Source organism: Streptomyces niger (genome assembly GCF_000718305.1).
In the GTDB taxonomy this organism is placed as follows: Bacteria; Actinomycetota; Actinomycetes; order Streptomycetales; family Streptomycetaceae; genus Streptomyces; species Streptomyces niger.
In genome coordinates this window covers 110,183-129,336 of record NZ_JOFQ01000015.1, presented here as the reverse complement: position 1 = coordinate 129,336, position 19,154 = coordinate 110,183, and the positions used below count along the sequence as shown (strand labels likewise).

Genomic DNA, 19,154 nt, shown 5'->3' with positions numbered 1-19,154 from the left:
CGGTCGGCCTCCCTTACGCGGGCGTCAGCCGGTACGCGTAGGTGTACTCCCGGTCGGCGTGCAGGAGGTACTGCTCCAGCGGGGGCGCGCCCCAGGAGTCGTTGCCGCCGACGCCCATCTGGCGGTGGTTGACGCCGAGCACGGTCTCCGGGCGCGGCTTCAGTTCGTACGGGTGGCGCGGCCCGTCCAGGTCGTGCGGCGTGTAGTGGAGCGCACTGATCTCCAGCAGCGGCGCGTCGTCGCCCGGCTCGGCGCGCACGGTCAGCCCCGCGCCGTCCCGGCCGGTGAGCGCGGCGTGCCGCACGTCCACCAGGTTGCCGGTCTGCTGCGGCCGTACGTACGGGCCGTACTGGTCGTCCACGGTGGAGCGGTAGCGGCCGACGAACGCGGCGGTGCGCCGGTCCTGGTAGTTCTCGTGCGGCCCGCGGCCGTACCACGACAGCTTCTCGAAGCCGGCCGGTACGGTCAGGAGCGCGCCGACCATCGGCAGGTCGGGGAGGCCGGCGCCCGGCTTCAGGGTGTGCGCCACACGGACCTCGCCGTCGCCGCGCACGGTGAAGACGGTGTGCCAGGTGGAGGTGGCGGGCGAGGTGGGCAGTGTGGCGCTGACCTCGATGGTCACCTCGGAGGCGGACGGCTGCCCGGCCTTCACGGAGTCGACGGTGCGTTTCGTGCCCGCGTCCCGCCAGGTGCGCAGGGACTCGTGCGCCTTGCGGCCGATGTCGTTGTCGGTGGGCCCGCGCCAGAAGTTGGGGACCGGGCCGCCGGCCAGCAGCGTCCGCCCCCGGTGGCGGTAGGCGGACAGCGTTCCCGTGGACTTGTCGAGGACGACCTCCACGTCCTTGCCGTTGACCGTGACCGCCTCGGCGGTCTCGGCGAGCTTCAGGGGCGGGAGGGCGGACGGCGCGGCATCGGCGGGGGCCTTCGCGTGCCAGGGCAGCGCCAGCTGCTCGGCGGCGACGCTGTGCCCGGCCTCCGCCCAGCGGGTGCCGCGGCGCAGCACGAACGACAGGTTCAGCCAGTACTCGGCACCGGGCTCGGGCCGCGCCGGGCGCCGGTACGGAATGCGCACGGTCGTGTCCTGGCCGGGCTTCACCTCGGGCGCGGGCAGCGTGCCGTGCTGGATGCGCTCCCCGTCACGCGTCACCTCCCAGCGCAGCTCGTAGGCGTCCAGGCCGAGGAAGAGCTGCTTGTTGGTGACCTTCACGGTGCCGGAGGCCAGGTCGGCGGCGGCCATCCGGATGGCCTGGTAGCACTTCTTGACCTCGTGGATCGCCGGGTGCAGCACGCGGTCCGAGGAGACGATGCCGTTGCAGCTGAAGTTGCCGTCGGTGGGGTAGCCGGGCTTCCAGTCGCCGCCGTAGGAGAGGTAGGTGCGCCGGCGGTCGCCGGGGACCGGGAGCCGGATCGCCTGGTCGCAGAAGTCCCAGATGAACCCGCCGTGCAGGTTCGGGTAGCGCTCGAAGATCTCCCAGTACTCGCGGAAGTTCCCGGTGCTGTTGCCCATGGAGTGCGCGTATTCGCACAGGATGAAGGGCTTGGGGTTGCCGGATCTGCCGTACTTCTCGACGTCGGCCGGCTTGGTGTACATCTGGCTCTCCATGTCGGCGACAGCGCTCTGGCCTTCGTAGTGCACCGGCCGCGAGGGGTCGCGGTCGTGCGTCCAGTCCGTCATCGCCTTGAAGTTGTCGCCCTGGCCCGCCTCGTTGCCCAGCGACCAGACCACGATCGAGGGGTGGTTCTTGTCGCGCTCGACCATCGAGCGCATGCGGTCCAGGCAGGCGTCGGTCCACTCCGGGAGGCTGGCCGGGAGCCGGTCGCGGACGCCGTGCGTCTCCAGGTTCGCCTCGCCGATGACGTAGAGCCCGTACTCGTCGCACAGCTCCAGCCAGCGCGTGGCGTTCGGGTAGTGGGAGGTGCGTACCGCGTTGATGTTGTGCTGCTTCATGATGCGGATGTCCTGGACCATCCGCTCCTCGGGCACGGCCTGGCCGTGGTCCGGGTCGGACTCGTGGCGGTTGACCCCGCGGAAGACGATCGGCACGCCGTTGACGGTGAACTTCCCCGGCTCGCACACGACCGAACGGAAGCCGACGCGGGTGCGCTGGATGTCGACGGCCTTGCCGTCCGGGCCGGCCAGGGTGGTCACGAGCGTGTAGAGGTTCGGGTCCTCGGCCGACCAGAGGGCAGGCGCCCGGACGTCGGCGGCCACCTCGACCGTGACCCGCTCGTCGGCGCCGAACCGCACGTCGGCGGTGAGCGGCCGGGGCAGCGCCGGCCGGCCCTTCGCGTCGTACAGCACCGCGGAGAGCCGGTGGTCGCCGGGCGTGGCGCCGCCGCTGTTCCGTACGGCCACCGCGACCTTCAGCGTCGCGTCGCGGTACGCCGCGTCCAGTTCGGTGTGCACGAAGAGGTCGTGCACATGGACGCGCGGCACGGAGTACAGGTAGACCTCGCGGAAGATCCCGGACAGGTCGATCATGTCCTGGTCCTCCAGCCAGCTGCCGTCGGACCAGCGGTAGACCTCGACCGCCAGGCTGTTCTCGCCCTTTTTGAGCGCAGCGGTGATGTCGAACTCGGCGGGCGTGTAGCTGTCCTCGCTGTAGCCGATCTTCTCGCCGTTGACCCACACGAAGAACGCGGACTTCACGCCCTGGAAGGAGAGCAGGGTGCGGCGGCCGTCCCAGTCCCGGGGGACGGTGAAGGTGCGGCGGTAGGAGCCGACCGGATTGAAGTCGTGCGGGGCCTGGGGCGGCTGCGGGTCCTCGTAGCCGATCCACGGGTACTTGATGTTGAGGTAGATCGGCTCGGGGTAGCCCTCGATCTCCCAGTTGGACGGCACGGGGATGCGGTCCCAGGAACTGTCGTCGAAGCCGGGCGCGTGGAAGCCGGCCGGGCGCTGGTCGGGGTTCTTGGCCCAGTGGAAGCGCCATGTGCCGTTCAGGGAGCGGTGGTACGGGGATCTGTCGGCTTCGCCCGCGAGCGCCGCCGCGGTGTTCGGGAAGGGGATGAGGCGCGGGCGGGCGGGCTCGCGGTTGACCTGGAACGTGCCGGGCGCGCCGTCCCACTCCTGGCCCGCCGCCGCGGTGGTGGCCTTCCCGGACACCACCGCGGCGAAGGCCTCTTTCTGTGCGGCGAAGGCGGCCCAGCCGGCCAGCGCGGTGCCGGTGGCGAGGAACGAGCGGCGGCTGAAACGACGCGACGTCATGCGACAGCTCCGAACGTAAGGCAACAGGAAGCGTCAGGATCGAACGCGAATCCTCGACAACACAAGCCTCACGCACGCCATTTCACTCAGAAAGTCACGCAGGCCCCTTCACTCGGGAAATCACGCAGCCCCCTCATGGCGTCATCAGCACCACCTCCAGCGTGCGCGGCCCGTGCACGCCCTCCACCCGATCCAGCTCGATGTCGCTCGTCGCCGACGGGCCGGAGATCCAGGTCAGCGGGCGTCGCGGGGACAGCCGCTCCAGCGCCTGCGGCACGGACGCCACGACCTGCTCCGGCACCCGTACGACACAGATGTGGTGGTCCGGCACCAGGGTGATGCGGCGGCGCCCCTGGTCCGGGCCCGCGTCCAGGACGATCGTGCCGGTCTCGGCGATCGCCACCGCACAGCCCGTCACCACGCTGTCGATCGCATCCAGTTCGCCCGGCGTCCTCTCCGGCGCGTCCGGCACCACCTCCACGTCGCACTTCGCCAGCCACTCCGCGGGCAGCCCCGCCGGCACCACCACCGACCGCGAGCCCCGCTCGCCCAGCAGGTGCGCGAGCAGCGCCGGCAACCCGGCGGCGTGGATGTCGTGGACCACCGCACGGTAGTCGGCGAGGTTCTCCGCCAGCAGCCGGACGGTGTCCGCCGCCGACTCGTCGCCGTGCGCCCGCAGGTAGTCCCTCGGTACCGGCGCCTCCTCGGGGCCGGCGGCGCGCGGTACGTCCGCCAGCGCCCGGCGCACCCTTGCCAGTACCACGTCCCGGCTGCTCACTTCGCGCCCTCCTGTCCGCTGCCGCGCTCCCCGCCCCGGGTGCGCTGCCACCAGTCCCGGAACGACTCCGCCTCGACCGGCGGCAGGTCCCGGGTGTCGGTCCAGGCGCGCCCCGGGCCCGGCAACCGCCGCGGATGCAGCCGCCGGGTACGCGCCGCCAGCCGCTGCCCTGCGCGCAGCACCCCGGGCCGGTCGAACGCGAACGCCGCGGCCCGCATCGCCGCCCGCTCCGCCGCGTGCCCCTTCGCGGGCCGGATCACCGTCCGCACCCCGCGCCGGGTGACCCGGCCGCCCTCCACCACCCGCTCCCGCAAATGCACCAGCACCTCCGGGATGTCGATCGCCACCGGACACACCTCGTAGCACGCCCCGCACAGCGACGACGCGTACGGCAGCGAGGCGTCCAGCTCGCTCGCCGTGCCGCGCAGCTGCGGCGTCAGGATCGCGCCGATCGGCCCCGGGTAGGCCGAGCCGTACGCGTGGCCGCCGGCCCGCTCGTACACCGGGCACACGTTCAGGCACGCGGAGCACCGGATGCAGCGCAGCGCCTGCCGGCCCACCGTGTCCGCGAGCGTGTCCGTCCGCCCGTTGTCCAGCAGGACCAGGTGGAACGTCCGCGGCCCGTCCCCGTCCGTGGTGCCGGTCCACATCGAGGTGTACGGGTTCATCCGCTCGGCCGTGGAGGAGCGCGGCAGCAACTGCAGGAAGACCTCCAGGTCCTGCCAGGTAGGCACCACCTTCTCGATGCCCACGACCGAGATCAGGGTCTCCGGCAGCGTCAGGCACATCCGGCCGTTGCCCTCGGACTCCACGACGACCAGCGTCCCGGTCTCCGCCACCATGAAGTTGGCGCCCGAGATGCCGACCTTGGCACGCAGGAACTTCTCGCGCAGGTGCAGCCGCGCCGCCTCCGCCAGATCGCCGGGCCGGTCGGTCAGCCCCTCCGGCGCGGGCCGCCCCCAATCGCCCATCTCCGAGCGGAAGATGTCCCTGATCTCGGAGCGGTTGCGGTGGATCGCCGGGACCAGGATGTGCGACGGGCGGTCCTTGCCGAGCTGCACGATCAGCTCCGCGAGGTCCGTCTCGTACGCGCTGATCCCCGCCTCGGCCAGCGCCTCGTTCAGCCCGATCTCCTGCGTGGCCATCGACTTGACCTTGACGACCTCGCGCTCGCCGGTGGCCCGGACGAGACGCGTCACGATGCGGTTGGCCTCCGCCGCGTCGGCAGCCCAGTGCACCCGGCCGCCCGCCGCGGTCACCGCCTCCTCCAGGCGTTCCAGGTAGTGGTCCAGATGGCGCAGCGTACGGTCCTTGATCGCACGCCCCGCCGCGCGCAGCTCCGCCCAGTCCGCCAGCTCGCCGACCGCCCTGGCCCGCTTGTCCCGGATGGTGTGCGTGGCGTGGCGCAGATTGGCGCGCAGGCGGGTGTCGCGGGTGGCGCGGGCAGCGGCCGCCGGAAAGGCCGGCATGCCCAGGTCGGTGACGCTCACAGCGCGTTCCCTTCGCTCGGCGAGTCAGCGGAATCGGCCCTTGCCGTCACAGCACGTCCCCTTCCGTACCGGCCAGGATCTCGGCGATGTGGACCGGCCGGACCGTCGAGCCCTGCCGCGAGAGCATGCCGCCGATGTGCATCAGGCAGGAGTTGTCGACCGTGCAGACCGCCGCCGCGCCGGTCTCCCGGATGTGCCGGGTCTTGTCGGCGCCCATCGCGGCGGACACCGCCGGGTTCTTCACCGCGAACGTGCCGCCGAAGCCGCAGCACTCCTGCGCCCCCTCCAGCTCCCGCAGCTCCAACCCCTTTACGTGCGACAGCAGGGCGCGCGGCCGGTCCCCGAGCCCCAGCATCCGCAGCCCGTGGCAGGTCGGGTGGTAGGTGACCGCATGCGGGTAGTACGCGCCCACGTCCGTCACCCGCAACACGTCGACCAGGAACTCCGTCAGCTCATACGTCTTGGGCACGGCCTCCGCCGCCGCCTCGGCCAACGCACCGCCGCGACCCTCCGCCGCGGCCTTCTCACCCAGCCGCGGATAGTTGTCCCGCACCATCGCCGCGCACGATCCGGAAGGCACCACCACGTACTCGTAGTCGCGGAAGGCCCGCGCGTACCGGAGCGCCAGCGGCTCCGTGGCGTGCCGGTAGCCGGTGTTGAACTGCGGCTGCCCGCAACAGCTCTGCGCCGCCGGGAAGCCGACCTCCACCCCCAGGCGTTCCAGCAGCGTGACCACCGCGCGGCCGGTCCGTGGGTAGAGCGTGTCGTTGATGCAGGTGACGAACAGTGCTACGCGCACGTTGCCATCTCCTTTCGGCCGCACTCGGACCTGGCGGCCACCGGCCTCGCGGGGGCATGATCACCTGATGGCTCATCCTGCCCGAGCGGCAGGGTCACGTGAAGGACCCGGGAGCGGAGGCGCATGTCGAGCGCGGAGAACAAGATGGCGGAACGGGCGCCGGGGACGCGGCGCCCGGTGTCCGCAGCACGGCAACTCGCGGCGGCGTCCGTGGGCAATGCGGTCGAATGGTACGACTGGTTCTCCTGCACGGACGCTCAGGCAGTCTACTTGAGCGCCCCGTACCTGCATCAACGCAGGTCGGCATAGATACATGAGCGTTCATTCATGTGCAGGTGTCGCTGGGTGTCGCCGCGTCTGGCCGGATCGATGCTGACTGTTTGCTGACTTAGCTGACGGATAGTCAGGGCTGCTGCGAGCGCCTGAGCTGAGCCCTTGCGGGCGTGGAGGTTCTCGCTCTTGTTGTCAGGCGGTCTCGATGAAGCGGTCGCCGGTGAAGGTTCGTCCGTGGCGTGTAGCGCTACGACTTCTGGAGAGGTTGGCGCGGCGTAATCGCCGTGCCCGTAGACGGGGAGATTCGGATCATGACAGCTTCCAGAAAAGGGCCCGCGCCCGAGGATGGGTCAGTTGCCGCCACCGATGAGGCGTCTCGTGCGGGTGCTGTGACCCCTCCGGCGCGTCCTGTTCGACAACTGTTCGCCGCCTCGGTCGGTAATGCGGTTGAATGGTATGATTGGTATGCATATACCTTCCTTGCCACGTACATCGCCGCGCAGATCTTCCCTAAGAGCGCGGGGAATTCGCTGGTGCCGTTGCTGTCGACGTTCGCGGTCTTCGCGGTGGGGTTCTTCATGCGGCCCGTCGGCGGGCTGCTGATGGGCGCGGTCGCCGACCGGCGCGGGCGGCGTGCGGCGCTGACGGTGACCATTCTGCTGATGGGCGGCAGCAGCCTCCTGGTGGGCCTGACGCCGACGTACGCCGCCGCCGGAGTCCTCGCGCCGGTCATCCTCGTCCTGGCCCGGCTGCTGCAAGGGCTCTCGGTGGGCGGGGAGTTCGCCGCCTCGACCACATTCCTCGTGGAGTCGGCCGGGCCCGGCCGGCGCGGACTCTTCTCCAGCTTCCAGTACGTCTCGACGACCATCGGACAGCTCGTCGCGTCCGGCGTCGCGGCGCTGCTCGTCGCGAACCTCGCCCCCGCGACCATGGACAGCTGGGGCTGGCGGGTCCCGTTCGTACTGGGCGCCGTTCTGAGCCTGGTGGGCTTCTGGGTCCGGCGCGGAGCGGAGGAGACGCGCAGTGAGGAGCAGGCGAAGGCGCCCCGCCCCGGTCTCTTCGAGGCGCTGCGCCGCCATCCGCGTGAGTCGCTGCTGATCTGCGGCATCACCGCGGGCGGCACGCTCGCGTACTACACGTGGACGTCGTACCTGCCGACGTACGCCGAGCTCAACGCCGGGGTGACGAAGTCGGACGCGCTGCTGGCGGGCACCCTCTCGCTGACGTTCTTCGCCGTGCTCCAGCCCCTCACCGGCATCGTGTCCGACCGCTTCGGGCGCAAGCCGCTGCTGCTGATGTTCGGACTCGGCTTCGCGCTGCTGAGCGTGCCGCTGCTGCGCGCGCTCGACGACTCCTTCGTCACGCTGCTGCTCGTGCAGTGCGCCGGCATGATCCTGCTGAGCGGCTTCACGGCCATCTCGGCGGCCGTGAACGCGGAGACGTTCCCGGCCCGGGTGCGCGCCGCGGGCATCGGGTTCCCCTACTCGCTCACCGTCGCTCTGTTCGGTGGTACGGCGCCCTACATCGGCACGCTCTTCAAGGACATGGGGCAGGCCGGTCTCTTCCCCGTGTACGTGGCCGTGCTGTGCCTGGTCTCCTCGGCCGTCTACCTTCGGCTGCCCGAGACGGCTCACCGGCCGCTGGAGCGGTGAGGGCGCGGGCGCCGGTACTAGGGCGGCTCCTTCCTCCAGGGCGTCGAAGGTGACGACCTGGGCATCCGTGTCATGCCCTACTCCCAGCCCGTGCCTGCTCCAGCATGTTGTGCGGCGCGGCATGTCACGTCCGCGGGATCGCGCGGTTGTCGATCTGCCGGAAGCACCGCGACCCGCGGCACCTGAGGAGCAACAGATGACCTACTACCCCGACCTGTCCCGCTACTCCTACGACCAGTCGTCGCGCGACATGCTCAACGTCGGATGGCTGTCGGCGGAGCACCGGTACCGCAAGGGACTCGTGGACGAGCGTGTGGTGGAGGCCTTGAGCATCCTCTGCGCCTCCTACGAGAACCAGATGCGCGGCGTCCACCACTGCGAGTTCTGTGACGCCGACAGGCCTTTCGTCTTCGGTGGGCCAGCCGGCGACACGAAGGTCCTGCTCGGTTCGGCGGAAATCCGCGTGGAAGGGGAAAGCGGCACATGTTACGCCGCGCCGAACTTGGTGCTCCACTACATCACCGAGCACCAGTACTGCCCGCCCGAGGAGTTCTGCCAGGCAGCAGTGCGGGCGGCGGGACTCGAAGCAACCGAAGAGCTCACTCTGGTGGAATGACGCCCCGGCGGCCGATTGAGGAGGACCTGACATGCTGGACCGGGAAGAAGCCGAGCGCAGGGCCGCGGAGTTCCTCGCGGAACGGAGCAGGGCGTGGGGGCAATCCTCCGACGTGAGGATCATCTCTGAGTACTGCTTCACGGACGAAGGGCGGTTCATCGCTCCCTACGACCACGTCGGCTACCTCGATCACGGCCGTGACGACATGCGGCTGGGCGGCAATCTCCCCGTGGCAGTCGACATGGGCACCGGATCGTGCTCCTTCATCAGCTGGGAGGACGCCAGGGACATGATGGAACGCGACCTGCTCTGAGGCACATCGCATTCCAGGAGCAGCGGTCCGCGACGATCACCGTCGCGGACCGCTGGACTCGATTGGTTGCCGACGGCGGGTCTCCTCCGCCGGCTACCTCCGCCTGCCCGAGACCGCTCACCGCCCGCTGGAGCGGTGAGGGCGCGGGGCGCCGCGAGGGCTGAGCCGGTGTCCCCGAGCGGGCCCGGGGGTGTCTGGCGCCTGGAGGCGGTCAGCGGGAGGTCAGCGGTAGTGCCTCCGCCAGGCGTCGCCATTCGGTGCGCGGGATGTCTCCCAGTGGGTTGGCGGTGACGACCTGCAGTGCGACGTGGTCCGCGCCGGCCGCGAAGAACTCGTCGGTGCGGCGGCGGACCGCGTCGACGTCGCCGATGGCGAACACGGCGTCGATGAGCCGGTCGCTGCCGCCGTCCTTGAAGTCCTCCTCGGTGAAGCCGAGTCGCTGGAGGTTGTTGGTGTAGTTGGGCATCGCCAGGTAGAACGAGAGGTAGTCGCGGGCCGTCTGCCGGCCGCGGGCGAGGTCGGTGTCGAGGACGACCTTGTGCTCGGGGGCGAGCGTGGCGTGCTCGCCGAGCGCCGCCCGGGCCTGCGCGGTGTACTCGACCGTGACCAGGTAGGGGTGTGCGCCCGCCGCCCGGTCGCGGGAGAGCTTCAGCATCTTGGGGCCGAGGGCGGCCAGCACCCGTCGGCCGGCCGGTACGGGCACCGGCGCCTCGTCCAGAGCGGTCAGGAAGTCTTTCATGGCGGAGTACGGGCGGGCGTAGGCGTCGGCGAGCTGCGCGTGGCTGACGCCCAGTCCCAGCAGGAAGCGGTGGTCGAAGGCGGCGTCGGCCTCCGCGTACTGCGCGGCGACGGCGGCCGGCTGGTGTTCCCAGATGCTGAGGATGCCGGTGGCGACGCGGAGGTTCCGGGTGGCCTCCAGGATCGGTACGGCGTTCGCCACGCCCGGGTTGCCCCCGAGCCAGAGCGTTCCGTAGCCCAGTTCGTCCAGCTCCGCCGCGGCGTCCGCGATCTCCGCGCGGCGCGATGCGTCCTCCGAGTACCGCGCCCCGTACGCGCCGGTCCAGATGCCGATGGTGCCGATGTCTTCCGTGACAGTCATGGCTCGGACAAGGGCAAGGGCCGGGCAACTATTCCCGCTGTTCCCGCGGTCGGCGCTGCGAGCAATTTTCCATGCCATCGCGCCACTGGGGTGGAGTATCCGCAAGGCTGCCGATGCTTGTGAGCGTGCTCGTCAACTCCGCCTGCGGGCGAGCGAGTTGACGGTCGCGTAAGGGATGGGTGGGCGAAGTCGGCCGTTCGCTTCCTCCGTGCATCTCGCCGCGGGTTTCTCTGTGCATCTCACCCCGGGCGTTTGATCGATCATTTCTCAGCTCTTGACGTGCTCGTCATGGCCAAGCAACATCCTCCCGCACTGAGTGAGAGAAATTATCACTCTATGCGAATCGTAAGTCGGCAAGAAATCGCAAGAGGTCGGCAAGAGCAAGGAGCGTGAGGGTGAAGGTCGGGATTCTGGGCCTGGGTGAGGCTGGTGCCCTGTATGCGGCGGGATTCGTGGAGCATGGCTGGGAGGTGGTCGGCTTCGATCCGGGCGAGGTGCCCACGCCGGCGGGCGTCACGCGGGCGGTCACCACTCAGGAGGCGGTGCAGGGGTGTGACCTGGTGCTCGGCCTGACGGGTGCGAAGGCGGCGCTGGCCGTGGCGAGGGAAGCGGCACCGCATCTGCGGTCGACGACCGTCTATGCGGACTTGAACGCGGCAGCCCCTGAGCTGAAGCGGAAGATCGCCGAGGTGGTCGGCGAAGCGTCTGCCGCGGTCTTCGCCGATGTCTCGGTGATCGGGTCGGTGCCGAAGTACCGCCATCGGACCGCCCTGGTCGTCAGCGGCCGAGGGGCCTCATTGGTCGCCGACTACTTCGGCGCTCTCGGCGCCCCGGTGGAGGACCTGGGGGCGGAGGCCGGGGCGGCCTCGGCGCGCAAGTTGCTGCGCAGCCTGTTCATGAAAGGGCTGGGCGCCATCATCGTGGAGGCCGTGGAAGCGGGCCGGGCGGCCGGCGACGAGCTGTGGGTTCGCGAGCAGATCGCGAAGGAGCTCGTGGACGGCGAGGGCGCCTTGGACCGGCTGTACGACGGGACGTACAAGCATGCCGACCGGCGGGCCCGGGAGGTGTCGGCGGCCGCGGAACTCGTAGCCGAACTCGGCCTCGATACCGGACTGGCGCGGGCCATCGGCGAACTGCACGCGCTCGCCGGCCGCTCCGAGGGGTTGCGGGACACTTCCCGGCTGACGCCTGAGTTGCTGTCGGCGTACGCGGGGCTGGCGACGGCGAACATCGGTGACGCCACCGACCGGCTGGGGCTGCTGGACTCCGGCATCAGCGCACTGTGGCCCGGCGCGCGGGCGGTGGGCCGCGCGTTGACGGTGTGGACCAGGGCCGGGGACAACCAGGTGCTGCACCAGGCCGTCAAGCTCGCCGAGCCCGGTGACATCATGGTCGTCAACGGCGAGGGAGACACCTCGCGCGCACTGATCGGAGAGCTGATCGCCGAGCGGGCCCGGGCCCGGGGCGTGGTCGGCATGGTGCTGGACGGCGCCGCCCGTGACGTCGAGGTACTCGCCGAGATGGGCTTCCCCGTGTGGGCACGTGCGGTCACCCCCGCCGGCCCCTACAAGTCCGGGCCCGGCCGGGTCGGTGTGCCGGTCGCCGTCGGCGGTGTGGTCTGCCACCCCGGTGACCTGGTCGTGGGGGACGGCGATGGTGTCGCGGTCGTCCCGGCCGACCGTGCGGCCGCCGTCCTGGTCGCCGCGCGCGAGGTGGAGGCAGACGAAGCACGACGACGTGCCGACATCCGCGCCGCGGCCGCTGCCGTACCAGGAGGAGCATCATGATCGCCGTATGGGCACTGGGCTGCTACATCGCGGCCATCATCGTGTGGAACGCCGTCCTGAGACGCAACATCGGCGAGGCGCTGATCGTCGGCTTCGTGGTCACGGGCCTGTTCGCCGGGGGCGACATCGGGCACGTCATGTGGCGCGGCTTCGCCGAGGCCATGCAGGAGGAGGTCACCTTCGCCGCCCTGGCCTTCGTCTTCATGAGCTACCTGCTCGCCCGTACCCCCGTACTGGACCAGCTGCTGGGCATCCTGAATTCGCTGCTGGGCCGACTGCGCGGCGGCCCGGTCTACACCTCCACCGTCGCCGCCGGCGTCTTCGGCGCCATCGCCCACGTCGGCGCGGCGGTGACCGCGGCCGTGGGGTCGGTGACGATCCCCTGGATGAAGCGCTCGAAGGTCAGCGGCGAACTCGCGGCCACTGTCGCGGCCGGCGGTGCCGGCATGGGCGTGACCTTCCCCTTCAGCTCCACGATGTTCATCCTCATGGGCACGGCCGGTGTGGCGTCCCTGGCCACCACCGACGACATCGTCCTGCCCCTGTTCCTGGGTGGCCTGTGGTGCCTCGGATACCGCCTGGTCGCCGCCTTCGTCATGGTGCGCCGCCACAAGGTGCAGCCCATGGACCGCGCCGACCTGCTCCCGCTGCGCGCCAGTCTGGGCGCGGGCTGGACGAGCCTGTTCCTGTTCGTCGGGATCGTGGTGCCGCTGCTGCTGACCAGGGGCCCCTCCGGCGGTGCCCTGGGCGACTGGGTCGGCACGAAGATGTCGGACGCGATCAGCCTGATCACCTGGATACCCGTCCTGCTGATCGCCACCGTACTGATCCTGGGCCGACGCCACCTGCCGCGTACGGGCCGGGAGTGGTGGCAGGTGCTGGGCGGCGCGGCTCCGCAGTTCGGGGTCATCGGCGTCACCATCGTGGCCGCCTTCTCCGCATCCAACGTGCTCGGCGAGCTCGGGCTGCCGCAGCAACTGACCGAGCTGCTGGCCGGAGTGGACGCTCCCCTGTGGGCCATGGCGCTGATCGTGGGCGTCCTCGTGGTCGGCGTGGCGATCCCGCTCACCGCCAGCGCCACCATGGCCGCCATCGGCCCGGTAGCGGTCTCCTCACTGGTCGACGCCGGGGTGCCACCCGCCACCGCCTGCGTCGCGGTCCTCATCTTCGCCTCGACCGAGGGCGCCTCGCCGCCGTCCGGCGCCCCCATCTACGTCGCCAGCGGCATCGCCGGCATCGACCCGGCCCGCACCTTCGTGCCGCTGGCCACGTACTACTGCGTTCCCATCCTGCTCATCGGCGCCGCGGTGGCCACCGGCGTCCTGCCCGTCTGAACCGAGAGGCCGCGCCATGCCCCACCGTCTGCTGCAACCACTCTTCCGCCTCAGCATCCTCGTCTTCCTGACCGGTGGCCTCGTCATCGTGCTCGGCCAGGCCCTCGGCATCGTCCTCGGCGACGCCCGCTGGGTGGCGGCGATGGAAAGCGGCGTCCAGCCGTCCACCTGCATCGCCGCGAGCATCTGCGGCATCCTCTCCTTCGCCCTCTCCTACCGCAGGCCCGACCGGCCCCAGGGTCCCGGGGCCGGCGACCGCCCCGCCGAGCAGGCCGTCACCACGCGCCGCTCGGACTGAGCTCGCCCGCGCCGAGCCTCCTGGGTGGACCTTGTGCGATCCACTCCCTGCTCGCACACTGATAGGTCTTATCAAGACCGCATCGCCACCTCCGTGCGCCGAGCAGACCATCCAGGAGCCGATCGATGACCACCGCGCCCGCGTCCACCATGCGATCCCTCGACCGGGCCTTCGATGTTCTGGGCGTCCTGGACGACGGCCGGCAGCCACTGCGCCTCAGCGAGGTCGCCCGCCGCGCGGACCTGCACGTGGCCACCGCCCAGCGCATCCTCAACGTGCTCGTCGAACGCGGCTACGCAGCGAAGGAGGAGGCCGGTTACGTCGCCGGACCCGCCGCCCTCGCCACGGCCCACGCCTTCCTGGTCAACAACCGCCTCAGCCAGGTGGCCCTGCCCGTCCTGCAGGAACTGGCCGCGACCACCAGCCTGACGGCCAGCCTGTACGTACGCGTGGCACTCGCCCGCGTCCTCATCGCCCGCGTCCAGGGACGCAACCCCCTGCGCTACCAACTCCCCATCGGTGAGAAGCTGCCCCTGCACCTCGGTGCCGGCAAGGCGCTGGCCGCATGGCTCCCCGACGCGGAACTCGACACTCTCATCGAGCGGACCACGCCCTTCACGTGGATCTCCGGCCAGCAGGTCACCGCCGACGACCTGGCAGCCGACCTGCGCCGGATCAAGCAGGACGGTTACGCCCTCTCCCTGAGCGAACGCGTCCTCAACGTCACCGCCGTCAGCGCGCCCATCCACCGCGACGACCACGTCCTGGGCGCACTCAGCATCACCGGAACCAGCGGCGAGCTCACCGAGGACGACCACGCCCGCCTCATCGGCGAAGTACGCCGGGCAGCCGACGCCATCGCCGCCCGCTGCCCCTGACAGAAAGCCTCCCGTGCCAGTTCCCGTGCCACTGCCCACGTACCGACAACTCACCGAGCGCACCGACGCTCCCGCCGGATCCAGCTGGTACCTCTTCACCGACCATCCCGAACGCGGCATGGCCAACTTCGCCGGACCGCACGAACTGCTCCGCGCCGCGGGCAGCGTCGTGCACGGCCACGCGTTCAACCTGGACTACGCCCTGGACGCCTTCGACCCGCCCATGTCCAAGTCCCGCGGCGTCCCCCGCCACCGCATCACCGCCAAGCACGACCAGGCCCGCGACGACGTCCTGGACGGCTTCCACCTCCAGGCCGCCACCCAGGTCGACGGCCTGCGCCACCGCCGCGCGTCAGGCCACGGCTTCTACAACGGCGTACCCGACCACGAGATCGTCCCCGGCAACCCGCGCCTGGGCGTACAGATGTGGGCCGAAGTCCCCCTGGCCGGCCGCGGGCTGCTGATCGACGTCGACGGACTGCTCCGCGACCGCGGCACCCCGCTGCACCACACCGACGGCCCAGCGCTCACCATCGACCTGCTGGACGAGGCCCTCGACGCACAGGGCTGCCACGTCGAGCCAGGGGATCTGGTGCTGGTTCACACCGGCTGGGCGGACTGGTACCTCACCACGACGCCCGAGCAGCGCGCCGAGACCCGCGCCCGAAGGTGTGCCACCGGCTTCGCCCAGAGCCGCGCGTTCGCCGCCTGGTGCTGGGACCACCGCATCGCACTGATGGCAACCGACACCTTCGCCGTCGAAGTCCTGCCCGTACTCGCCGACAGCGACTTCCGCGACAGTGCTCCCGAGGACGACGGCATGATGCACCAGGAACTCATCGCCAAACTCGGCCTGCCCTTGGGCGAACTGTGGAACCTCACGGCCCTCGCCCAGGACTGCCGCGCCACCGGCCGCTGGGACAGTCTCCTCACCGTCAAGCCCCTCAACCTGACCGGCGGCGTCGGCTCACCGGCCAACGCCACCGCCCTCCGCTAGGCCGTGTCTGAGAGGTCGGTGACGCGGCTGGAGCCGCATTGCCCGGCCTCGCTGCCGGTCACGAAGCAGCTGATGGAGACCTGAGTTGCCGTCAGGTCCGAGTACGACGGCGGGCGCCGCTCCTCCCTGGGACGAGGAGGAGCGGCGCCCGGTGGTGCGGTTCCGTCAGACGAGCCAGCCCACGAAGTGGATGACGCCGGCCAGCACGTTGGTGAGGAAGTTCATCGGGTCGTTCTCCTAGTACATGGTGCGTTTGCGGGACACGCCCCCGCGCCGGAAAGGGACTTCGGCCGAGGGCGGCGCGGTGACGGTCTGCAGCCCGTCGCTTGCGCCCCGTAAGCTTCACCTGCCTCAAGCAACCAATGAAAGCCCTTTGGTGGGCGATCACGCGTTCCGGGGAACAACCGCTCCCGTGTTCGTGTGTTCGTAGCCGGGTGCGTGCCGGCTCAGTCGAGCCCTTCGCCCAGGGCGGCGATCGCGGCCGGGTCGTGGCCCGCGGCGAGCAGCGGGGCGCGGACGTCGCGGTCGAGGTCGGGCAGGTGGCCGAGGAGGACGTCGGCGGGGCCGTGGATCTCCACCCGGCCGAGCGCCGCGGGCAGCAGCAGCGTCTCGGCGCGCCCGAGGGTCTCGCTGCCCGCCCCGTACGCCACGGTCACCGCGGGCCCCGCGTTGCTCAGCACGAGCGCGGTGTCGAAGGGGCGGACCAGCGGCGCCGGCGTCTGCGCGCCCACCCGCCACCGCTCCAGCGCGAAGTACGGGCCGGCGCAGAGCATTCGGCCCGTCGCCCCGTCGGGTGACGGGAGGCGCAGGCCCGGGTGGAAGTCCGGCCGGGCGTCCGGTCGCCACTCCGCGAGCAGCGCCTCGATGTTCGCCCGCCACTCCGCTTCATCGAGCGCCGAGCCGTCCTCCATCCGGTGCCGCATCGCGTGCTGCTGCAGATCCGAGGTCTGCTCGATCTCGTACACCAACGTGTCGGGGCCGAAGCGGTGCAGCGTCCCCGCCGGCACGTACAGGGTGTCGCCCGGGCGCACCGGCAGCCGCCGCAGCACCGCCTCGAAGTCCTGGTCGAGCAGCGTCTGCCGCAGCCGCGCCCGGTCCACCCCGGGCAGCACGCCCGCGTAGGCGACCGTCCCGGGCGGCGCGTCCAGGATGTGCCACGCCTCGGTCTTGCCGTTCGGCTCGCCCTCCCGTTCGCGGGCCGCGGTGTCGTCGGGGTGCAGATGGACCGGGAGCGGGCGGTGTCCGTCGATGAATTTGGTCAGCAGCGGAAAGCGCGTGCCGTGCCGGCCCCGCCCGACCAGCTCCTCGGGGTGTTCCAAGGTCAGTTGCCGCAGGGGCCGGCCGGCCAGTGGGCCGTTCCCGATCCGCGCGCCGTCGCCGTCCACGTCGCTGACCTCCCAGGTCTCCGCGACGGGGCCTTCGGGCAGCCCGCCGCGCCCGAGTTGGTCGGGGATCGCGCGGCCGCCGAAGACGTGTTGTTTGACGGGCGTCGTCAGTCGCAGGGGGTACCAGTCCATGCGGTCAGTGTCACGCCCGGCCGCCGCGTCGTGCGGCCCGGCGCGCCCGCGGGGTTTCCGGCACGGCGAATTCCGGGATTGCCGGGCTCTTCCCCCATTTTTATGCTGCCGCCATCGGAATCTGCCGGGGGAGGTAGCTGTGTTCGTGGTCAGTCGGTATTTCCTGTGGGTGACGGGGCGCCTGACGACTTCCGTGACGCTCAGGCTCGATCCGGGCCGCCGCTATCTCCTCACCGGCGGCCTCACCGGAAAATACGGTGCCGAATACGGGCAGGTGTTCATCTCGACGGTGTGCGTGCGGCGCGGCAGTGACCAGGTGCTCTGTGGGGTACGGGACGATCCCGCCGACTCCCCGGCGGACAACATTCGTCGGCTGAACATCGACGAATTCCTGGAGAACGCGACGCGAGTGACCGTGAAACTCCGCAGCGACGGCGGCGGACACCGTGCCGAGGGAATCCTCTACGACATCACCTGAAAGCCCAGTGGTCGACGAGAAAGGGCACAGCACGATGAAAACGGTCAGCTATGTCGTCTACGACGGGGACACCGGCACCGTCCTCCACATCCACGCCGAACCGGTGGAGCTGGAGAGCACCCCGGAGGAAATCCTGCTCCACGCCGACCCGCGACGGCAGCGGCAGAACCTGAAGGTGCTCAAGGTGCCCGCCGACGCGCCGGCCGCCGCCCCGATGCGGGTCGTGGACGACCGCATCGTCTACGGGGCCGACGGCCGCGAGGCGGAGACCGAGGCGGCGGTGGGTGGCGCGGGCGTGATCGACGGTACCCCCGAGGAGACGGTCGAACGCGCCTATGAAACCCGCTGAGCCGTCCGGCCCCCGCCCGACACGGTGGACCGCCATTCGACGCCGCGCCCCATGGGGCCCTAGGGTCGTGCCCTACAACGTGTAGGAGGAGGGTGGGCCGACCCGCTCACGGTGACCGGTGGAGCAGCGGGCGGGACGCCGCGGTCATCGCTGAGGAGGGTACGTGGGACAGCGCGCGCCGGAGGTGCCGGGCACAGGACGCGATCCGTTCTTCGACAACGCGAAACTGCTGGCCATGGTGCTGGTCGTGGCGGGACACGCCTGGCAGCCGCTCAAGGACAGTCACGCCGTGTGGTCCGCGTACCTGTTCCTTTACATGTTCCACATGCCGCTGTTCATCGTGATCTCCGGCTATTTCTCGCGGAGTTTCGTCCTCAAGCCCGAACAGGGCAAGCGGCTCCTCACGGGCGTCGCGCTCCCGTACCTCGTCTTCGAAACCGCCTACACGCTGTACGGCAACAACGTCGACGGCCGGCACAACGACCTCAGCCTGCTCTCCCCGTGGTACCTCACCTGGTTCCTCGCCGCGCTCTTCGTATGGCGGCTCACGGCTCCCGTGTGGCGGGCGATGCACCCCTACGTCGCGGTCGGACTCGCCTTCGCCGTCGCGCTGATCGGCGCCGCCACCTCGGTGAGCGGCATCCTCAACCTCGACCGCGTGCTGCAGTTCCTGCCCTTCTTCGTCATCGGCCTGGTGCTGCGCCCCGAGCACTGGCAACTGCTGGGCGCCCGGTGGGTGCGGATCGCCTCCGTACCGGTGCTGGTGGCGGGCGCGGCCTTCGCGTACTGGGCCAAGGGCCGGATGACGGCGCAGTGGGCCATGCACAACCACAGTTGGGGCGAACTGCACGTCTCCTGGCCGATCGGCGTGGCGATGGTGCTGGGCACGACGCTCTGCTCGCTCGTGCTCTCGGCGGCGTTCCTGGCGCTCGTACCGCGTCGCCGCACGTGGTTCACCTCGCTCGGCGCCGGCACGCTCTGCGCCTATCTGCTGCACGGCTTCTTCGTGCGCACCGCCGCCTGGAAGGGCTGGTTCGACGCGGCGTTCTGGCACACCCCGGCCGGTGAACTGGCCGTCACCGTCTTCGGCGTCGCCCTCGCACTGATCCTCACCTCGGCCCCGGTACGCCGTTTCTTCCGCCCGGTCATGGAGCCCCGGATGGACTGGGCCTTCCGCATGCCGCTCGCGCGCCGTCAAGCACCCGCCCGGCCGGCCGAGGAGGCCCCCACGCCGGCCGCGACCGCGGGCAGCCGCACGACCGGCGGCTGAGGGCGCCGACCGCGTCCG

17 protein-coding genes are annotated in these 19,154 nt (G+C 70.7%); 11 read left to right on the top strand and 6 right to left on the bottom strand.

Features of this window, described 5'->3' with window-relative positions; genetic code table 11:
- Window positions 1–13: 13 nt before the first annotated feature.
- From IF20_RS26900 to IF20_RS26885, 4 genes are all read right to left on the bottom strand, one after another.
- Window positions 14–3,208, bottom strand: coding sequence for a glycoside hydrolase family 2 TIM barrel-domain containing protein (locus IF20_RS26900; protein WP_052867930.1), 3,195 nt, complete (start codon window positions 3,206–3,208; stop codon window positions 14–16).
- 133 nt (window positions 3,209–3,341) lie between these two features.
- Window positions 3,342–3,986, bottom strand: a complete 645-nt coding sequence (locus tag IF20_RS26895; RefSeq protein WP_052867929.1) for a LutC/YkgG family protein — start codon at window positions 3,984–3,986, stop codon at window positions 3,342–3,344.
- Window positions 3,983–5,476, bottom strand: coding sequence for a lactate utilization protein B (locus IF20_RS26890; protein ID WP_052867928.1), 1,494 nt, complete (start codon window positions 5,474–5,476; stop codon window positions 3,983–3,985). Before IF20_RS26890 ends, IF20_RS26895 begins: the two co-directional genes overlap by 4 nt.
- 46 nt (window positions 5,477–5,522) lie before the next feature.
- A complete protein-coding gene (locus IF20_RS26885; RefSeq protein WP_052867927.1) occupies window positions 5,523–6,275 on the bottom strand; it encodes a (Fe-S)-binding protein in 753 nt (250 codons plus the stop codon).
- Between the two features lie 584 nt (window positions 6,276–6,859).
- Between IF20_RS26885 and IF20_RS26875 the strand changes: the two genes are divergently transcribed.
- The 3 genes from IF20_RS26875 to IF20_RS26865 all read left to right on the top strand — a co-directional run bounded on the left by IF20_RS26875 (window position 6,860) and on the right by IF20_RS26865 (window position 9,129).
- The gene (locus tag IF20_RS26875; protein ID WP_110944583.1) at window positions 6,860–8,200 is read left to right on the top strand and encodes an MFS transporter; all 1,341 of its coding nucleotides are present in this window, start codon (window positions 6,860–6,862) and stop codon (window positions 8,198–8,200) included.
- Between the two features lie 196 nt (window positions 8,201–8,396).
- A complete protein-coding gene (locus IF20_RS26870) occupies window positions 8,397–8,816 on the top strand; it encodes a DUF7919 family protein (protein ID WP_052867924.1) in 420 nt (139 codons plus the stop codon).
- Window positions 8,817–8,847: 31 nt separating this feature from the next.
- A complete protein-coding gene (locus tag IF20_RS26865; RefSeq protein WP_052867923.1) occupies window positions 8,848–9,129 on the top strand; it encodes a hypothetical protein in 282 nt (93 codons plus the stop codon).
- A gap of 211 nt (window positions 9,130–9,340) precedes the next feature.
- On the opposite strand, the gene IF20_RS26860 is transcribed toward IF20_RS26865, so the two are convergent.
- Window positions 9,341–10,228: an LLM class F420-dependent oxidoreductase gene (locus IF20_RS26860; protein WP_110944582.1), complete on the bottom strand. Its 888-nt coding sequence runs from the start codon at window positions 10,226–10,228 to the stop codon at window positions 9,341–9,343.
- A 395-nt stretch (window positions 10,229–10,623) separates the two neighbouring features.
- Here IF20_RS26860 and IF20_RS26855 point away from each other — a divergent pair, with 395 nt between their 5' ends.
- The 5 genes from IF20_RS26855 to IF20_RS26835 all read left to right on the top strand — a co-directional run bounded on the left by IF20_RS26855 (window position 10,624) and on the right by IF20_RS26835 (window position 15,522).
- Entirely contained in the window at window positions 10,624–12,015 is a 1,392-nt protein-coding gene (locus tag IF20_RS26855) for an RraA family protein (RefSeq protein WP_052867922.1), read from the top strand.
- Window positions 12,012–13,349: a TRAP transporter large permease subunit gene (locus IF20_RS26850; protein ID WP_052867921.1), complete on the top strand. Its 1,338-nt coding sequence runs from the start codon at window positions 12,012–12,014 to the stop codon at window positions 13,347–13,349. The genes IF20_RS26855 and IF20_RS26850 overlap by 4 nt, the downstream gene beginning before the upstream one ends.
- A 16-nt stretch (window positions 13,350–13,365) precedes the next feature.
- Window positions 13,366–13,647 (top strand): hypothetical protein, encoded by a 282-nt coding sequence (locus IF20_RS26845; protein ID WP_052867920.1) that lies wholly within the window; start codon window positions 13,366–13,368, stop codon window positions 13,645–13,647.
- Window positions 13,648–13,772: 125 nt separating this feature from the next.
- Window positions 13,773–14,525, top strand: coding sequence for an IclR family transcriptional regulator (locus IF20_RS26840; RefSeq protein WP_052867919.1), 753 nt, complete (start codon window positions 13,773–13,775; stop codon window positions 14,523–14,525).
- A gap of 13 nt (window positions 14,526–14,538) precedes the next feature.
- Entirely contained in the window at window positions 14,539–15,522 is a 984-nt protein-coding gene (locus tag IF20_RS26835) for a cyclase family protein (RefSeq protein ID WP_234426832.1), read from the top strand.
- Window positions 15,523–15,968: 446 nt separating this feature from the next.
- Here IF20_RS26835 and IF20_RS26830 read toward each other — a convergent pair whose 3' ends face one another.
- Complete coding sequence (locus IF20_RS26830) at window positions 15,969–17,039, bottom strand: type I phosphomannose isomerase catalytic subunit (protein ID WP_052867918.1); 1,071 nt, start codon at window positions 17,037–17,039, stop codon at window positions 15,969–15,971.
- Between the two features lie 139 nt (window positions 17,040–17,178).
- Between IF20_RS26830 and IF20_RS26825 the strand changes: the two genes are divergently transcribed.
- The 3 genes from IF20_RS26825 to IF20_RS26815 all read left to right on the top strand — a co-directional run bounded on the left by IF20_RS26825 (window position 17,179) and on the right by IF20_RS26815 (window position 19,136).
- Window positions 17,179–17,517, top strand: a complete 339-nt coding sequence (locus IF20_RS26825) for a hypothetical protein (RefSeq protein ID WP_052867917.1) — start codon at window positions 17,179–17,181, stop codon at window positions 17,515–17,517.
- Between the two features lie 34 nt (window positions 17,518–17,551).
- On the top strand, window positions 17,552–17,866 hold the full coding sequence (locus IF20_RS26820) for a hypothetical protein (RefSeq protein ID WP_199896754.1): 315 nt from the start codon (window positions 17,552–17,554) through the stop codon (window positions 17,864–17,866).
- 163 nt (window positions 17,867–18,029) lie between these two features.
- Window positions 18,030–19,136: an acyltransferase family protein gene (locus tag IF20_RS26815; RefSeq protein ID WP_052867915.1), complete on the top strand. Its 1,107-nt coding sequence runs from the start codon at window positions 18,030–18,032 to the stop codon at window positions 19,134–19,136.
- Window positions 19,137–19,154: the final 18 nt, after the last annotated feature.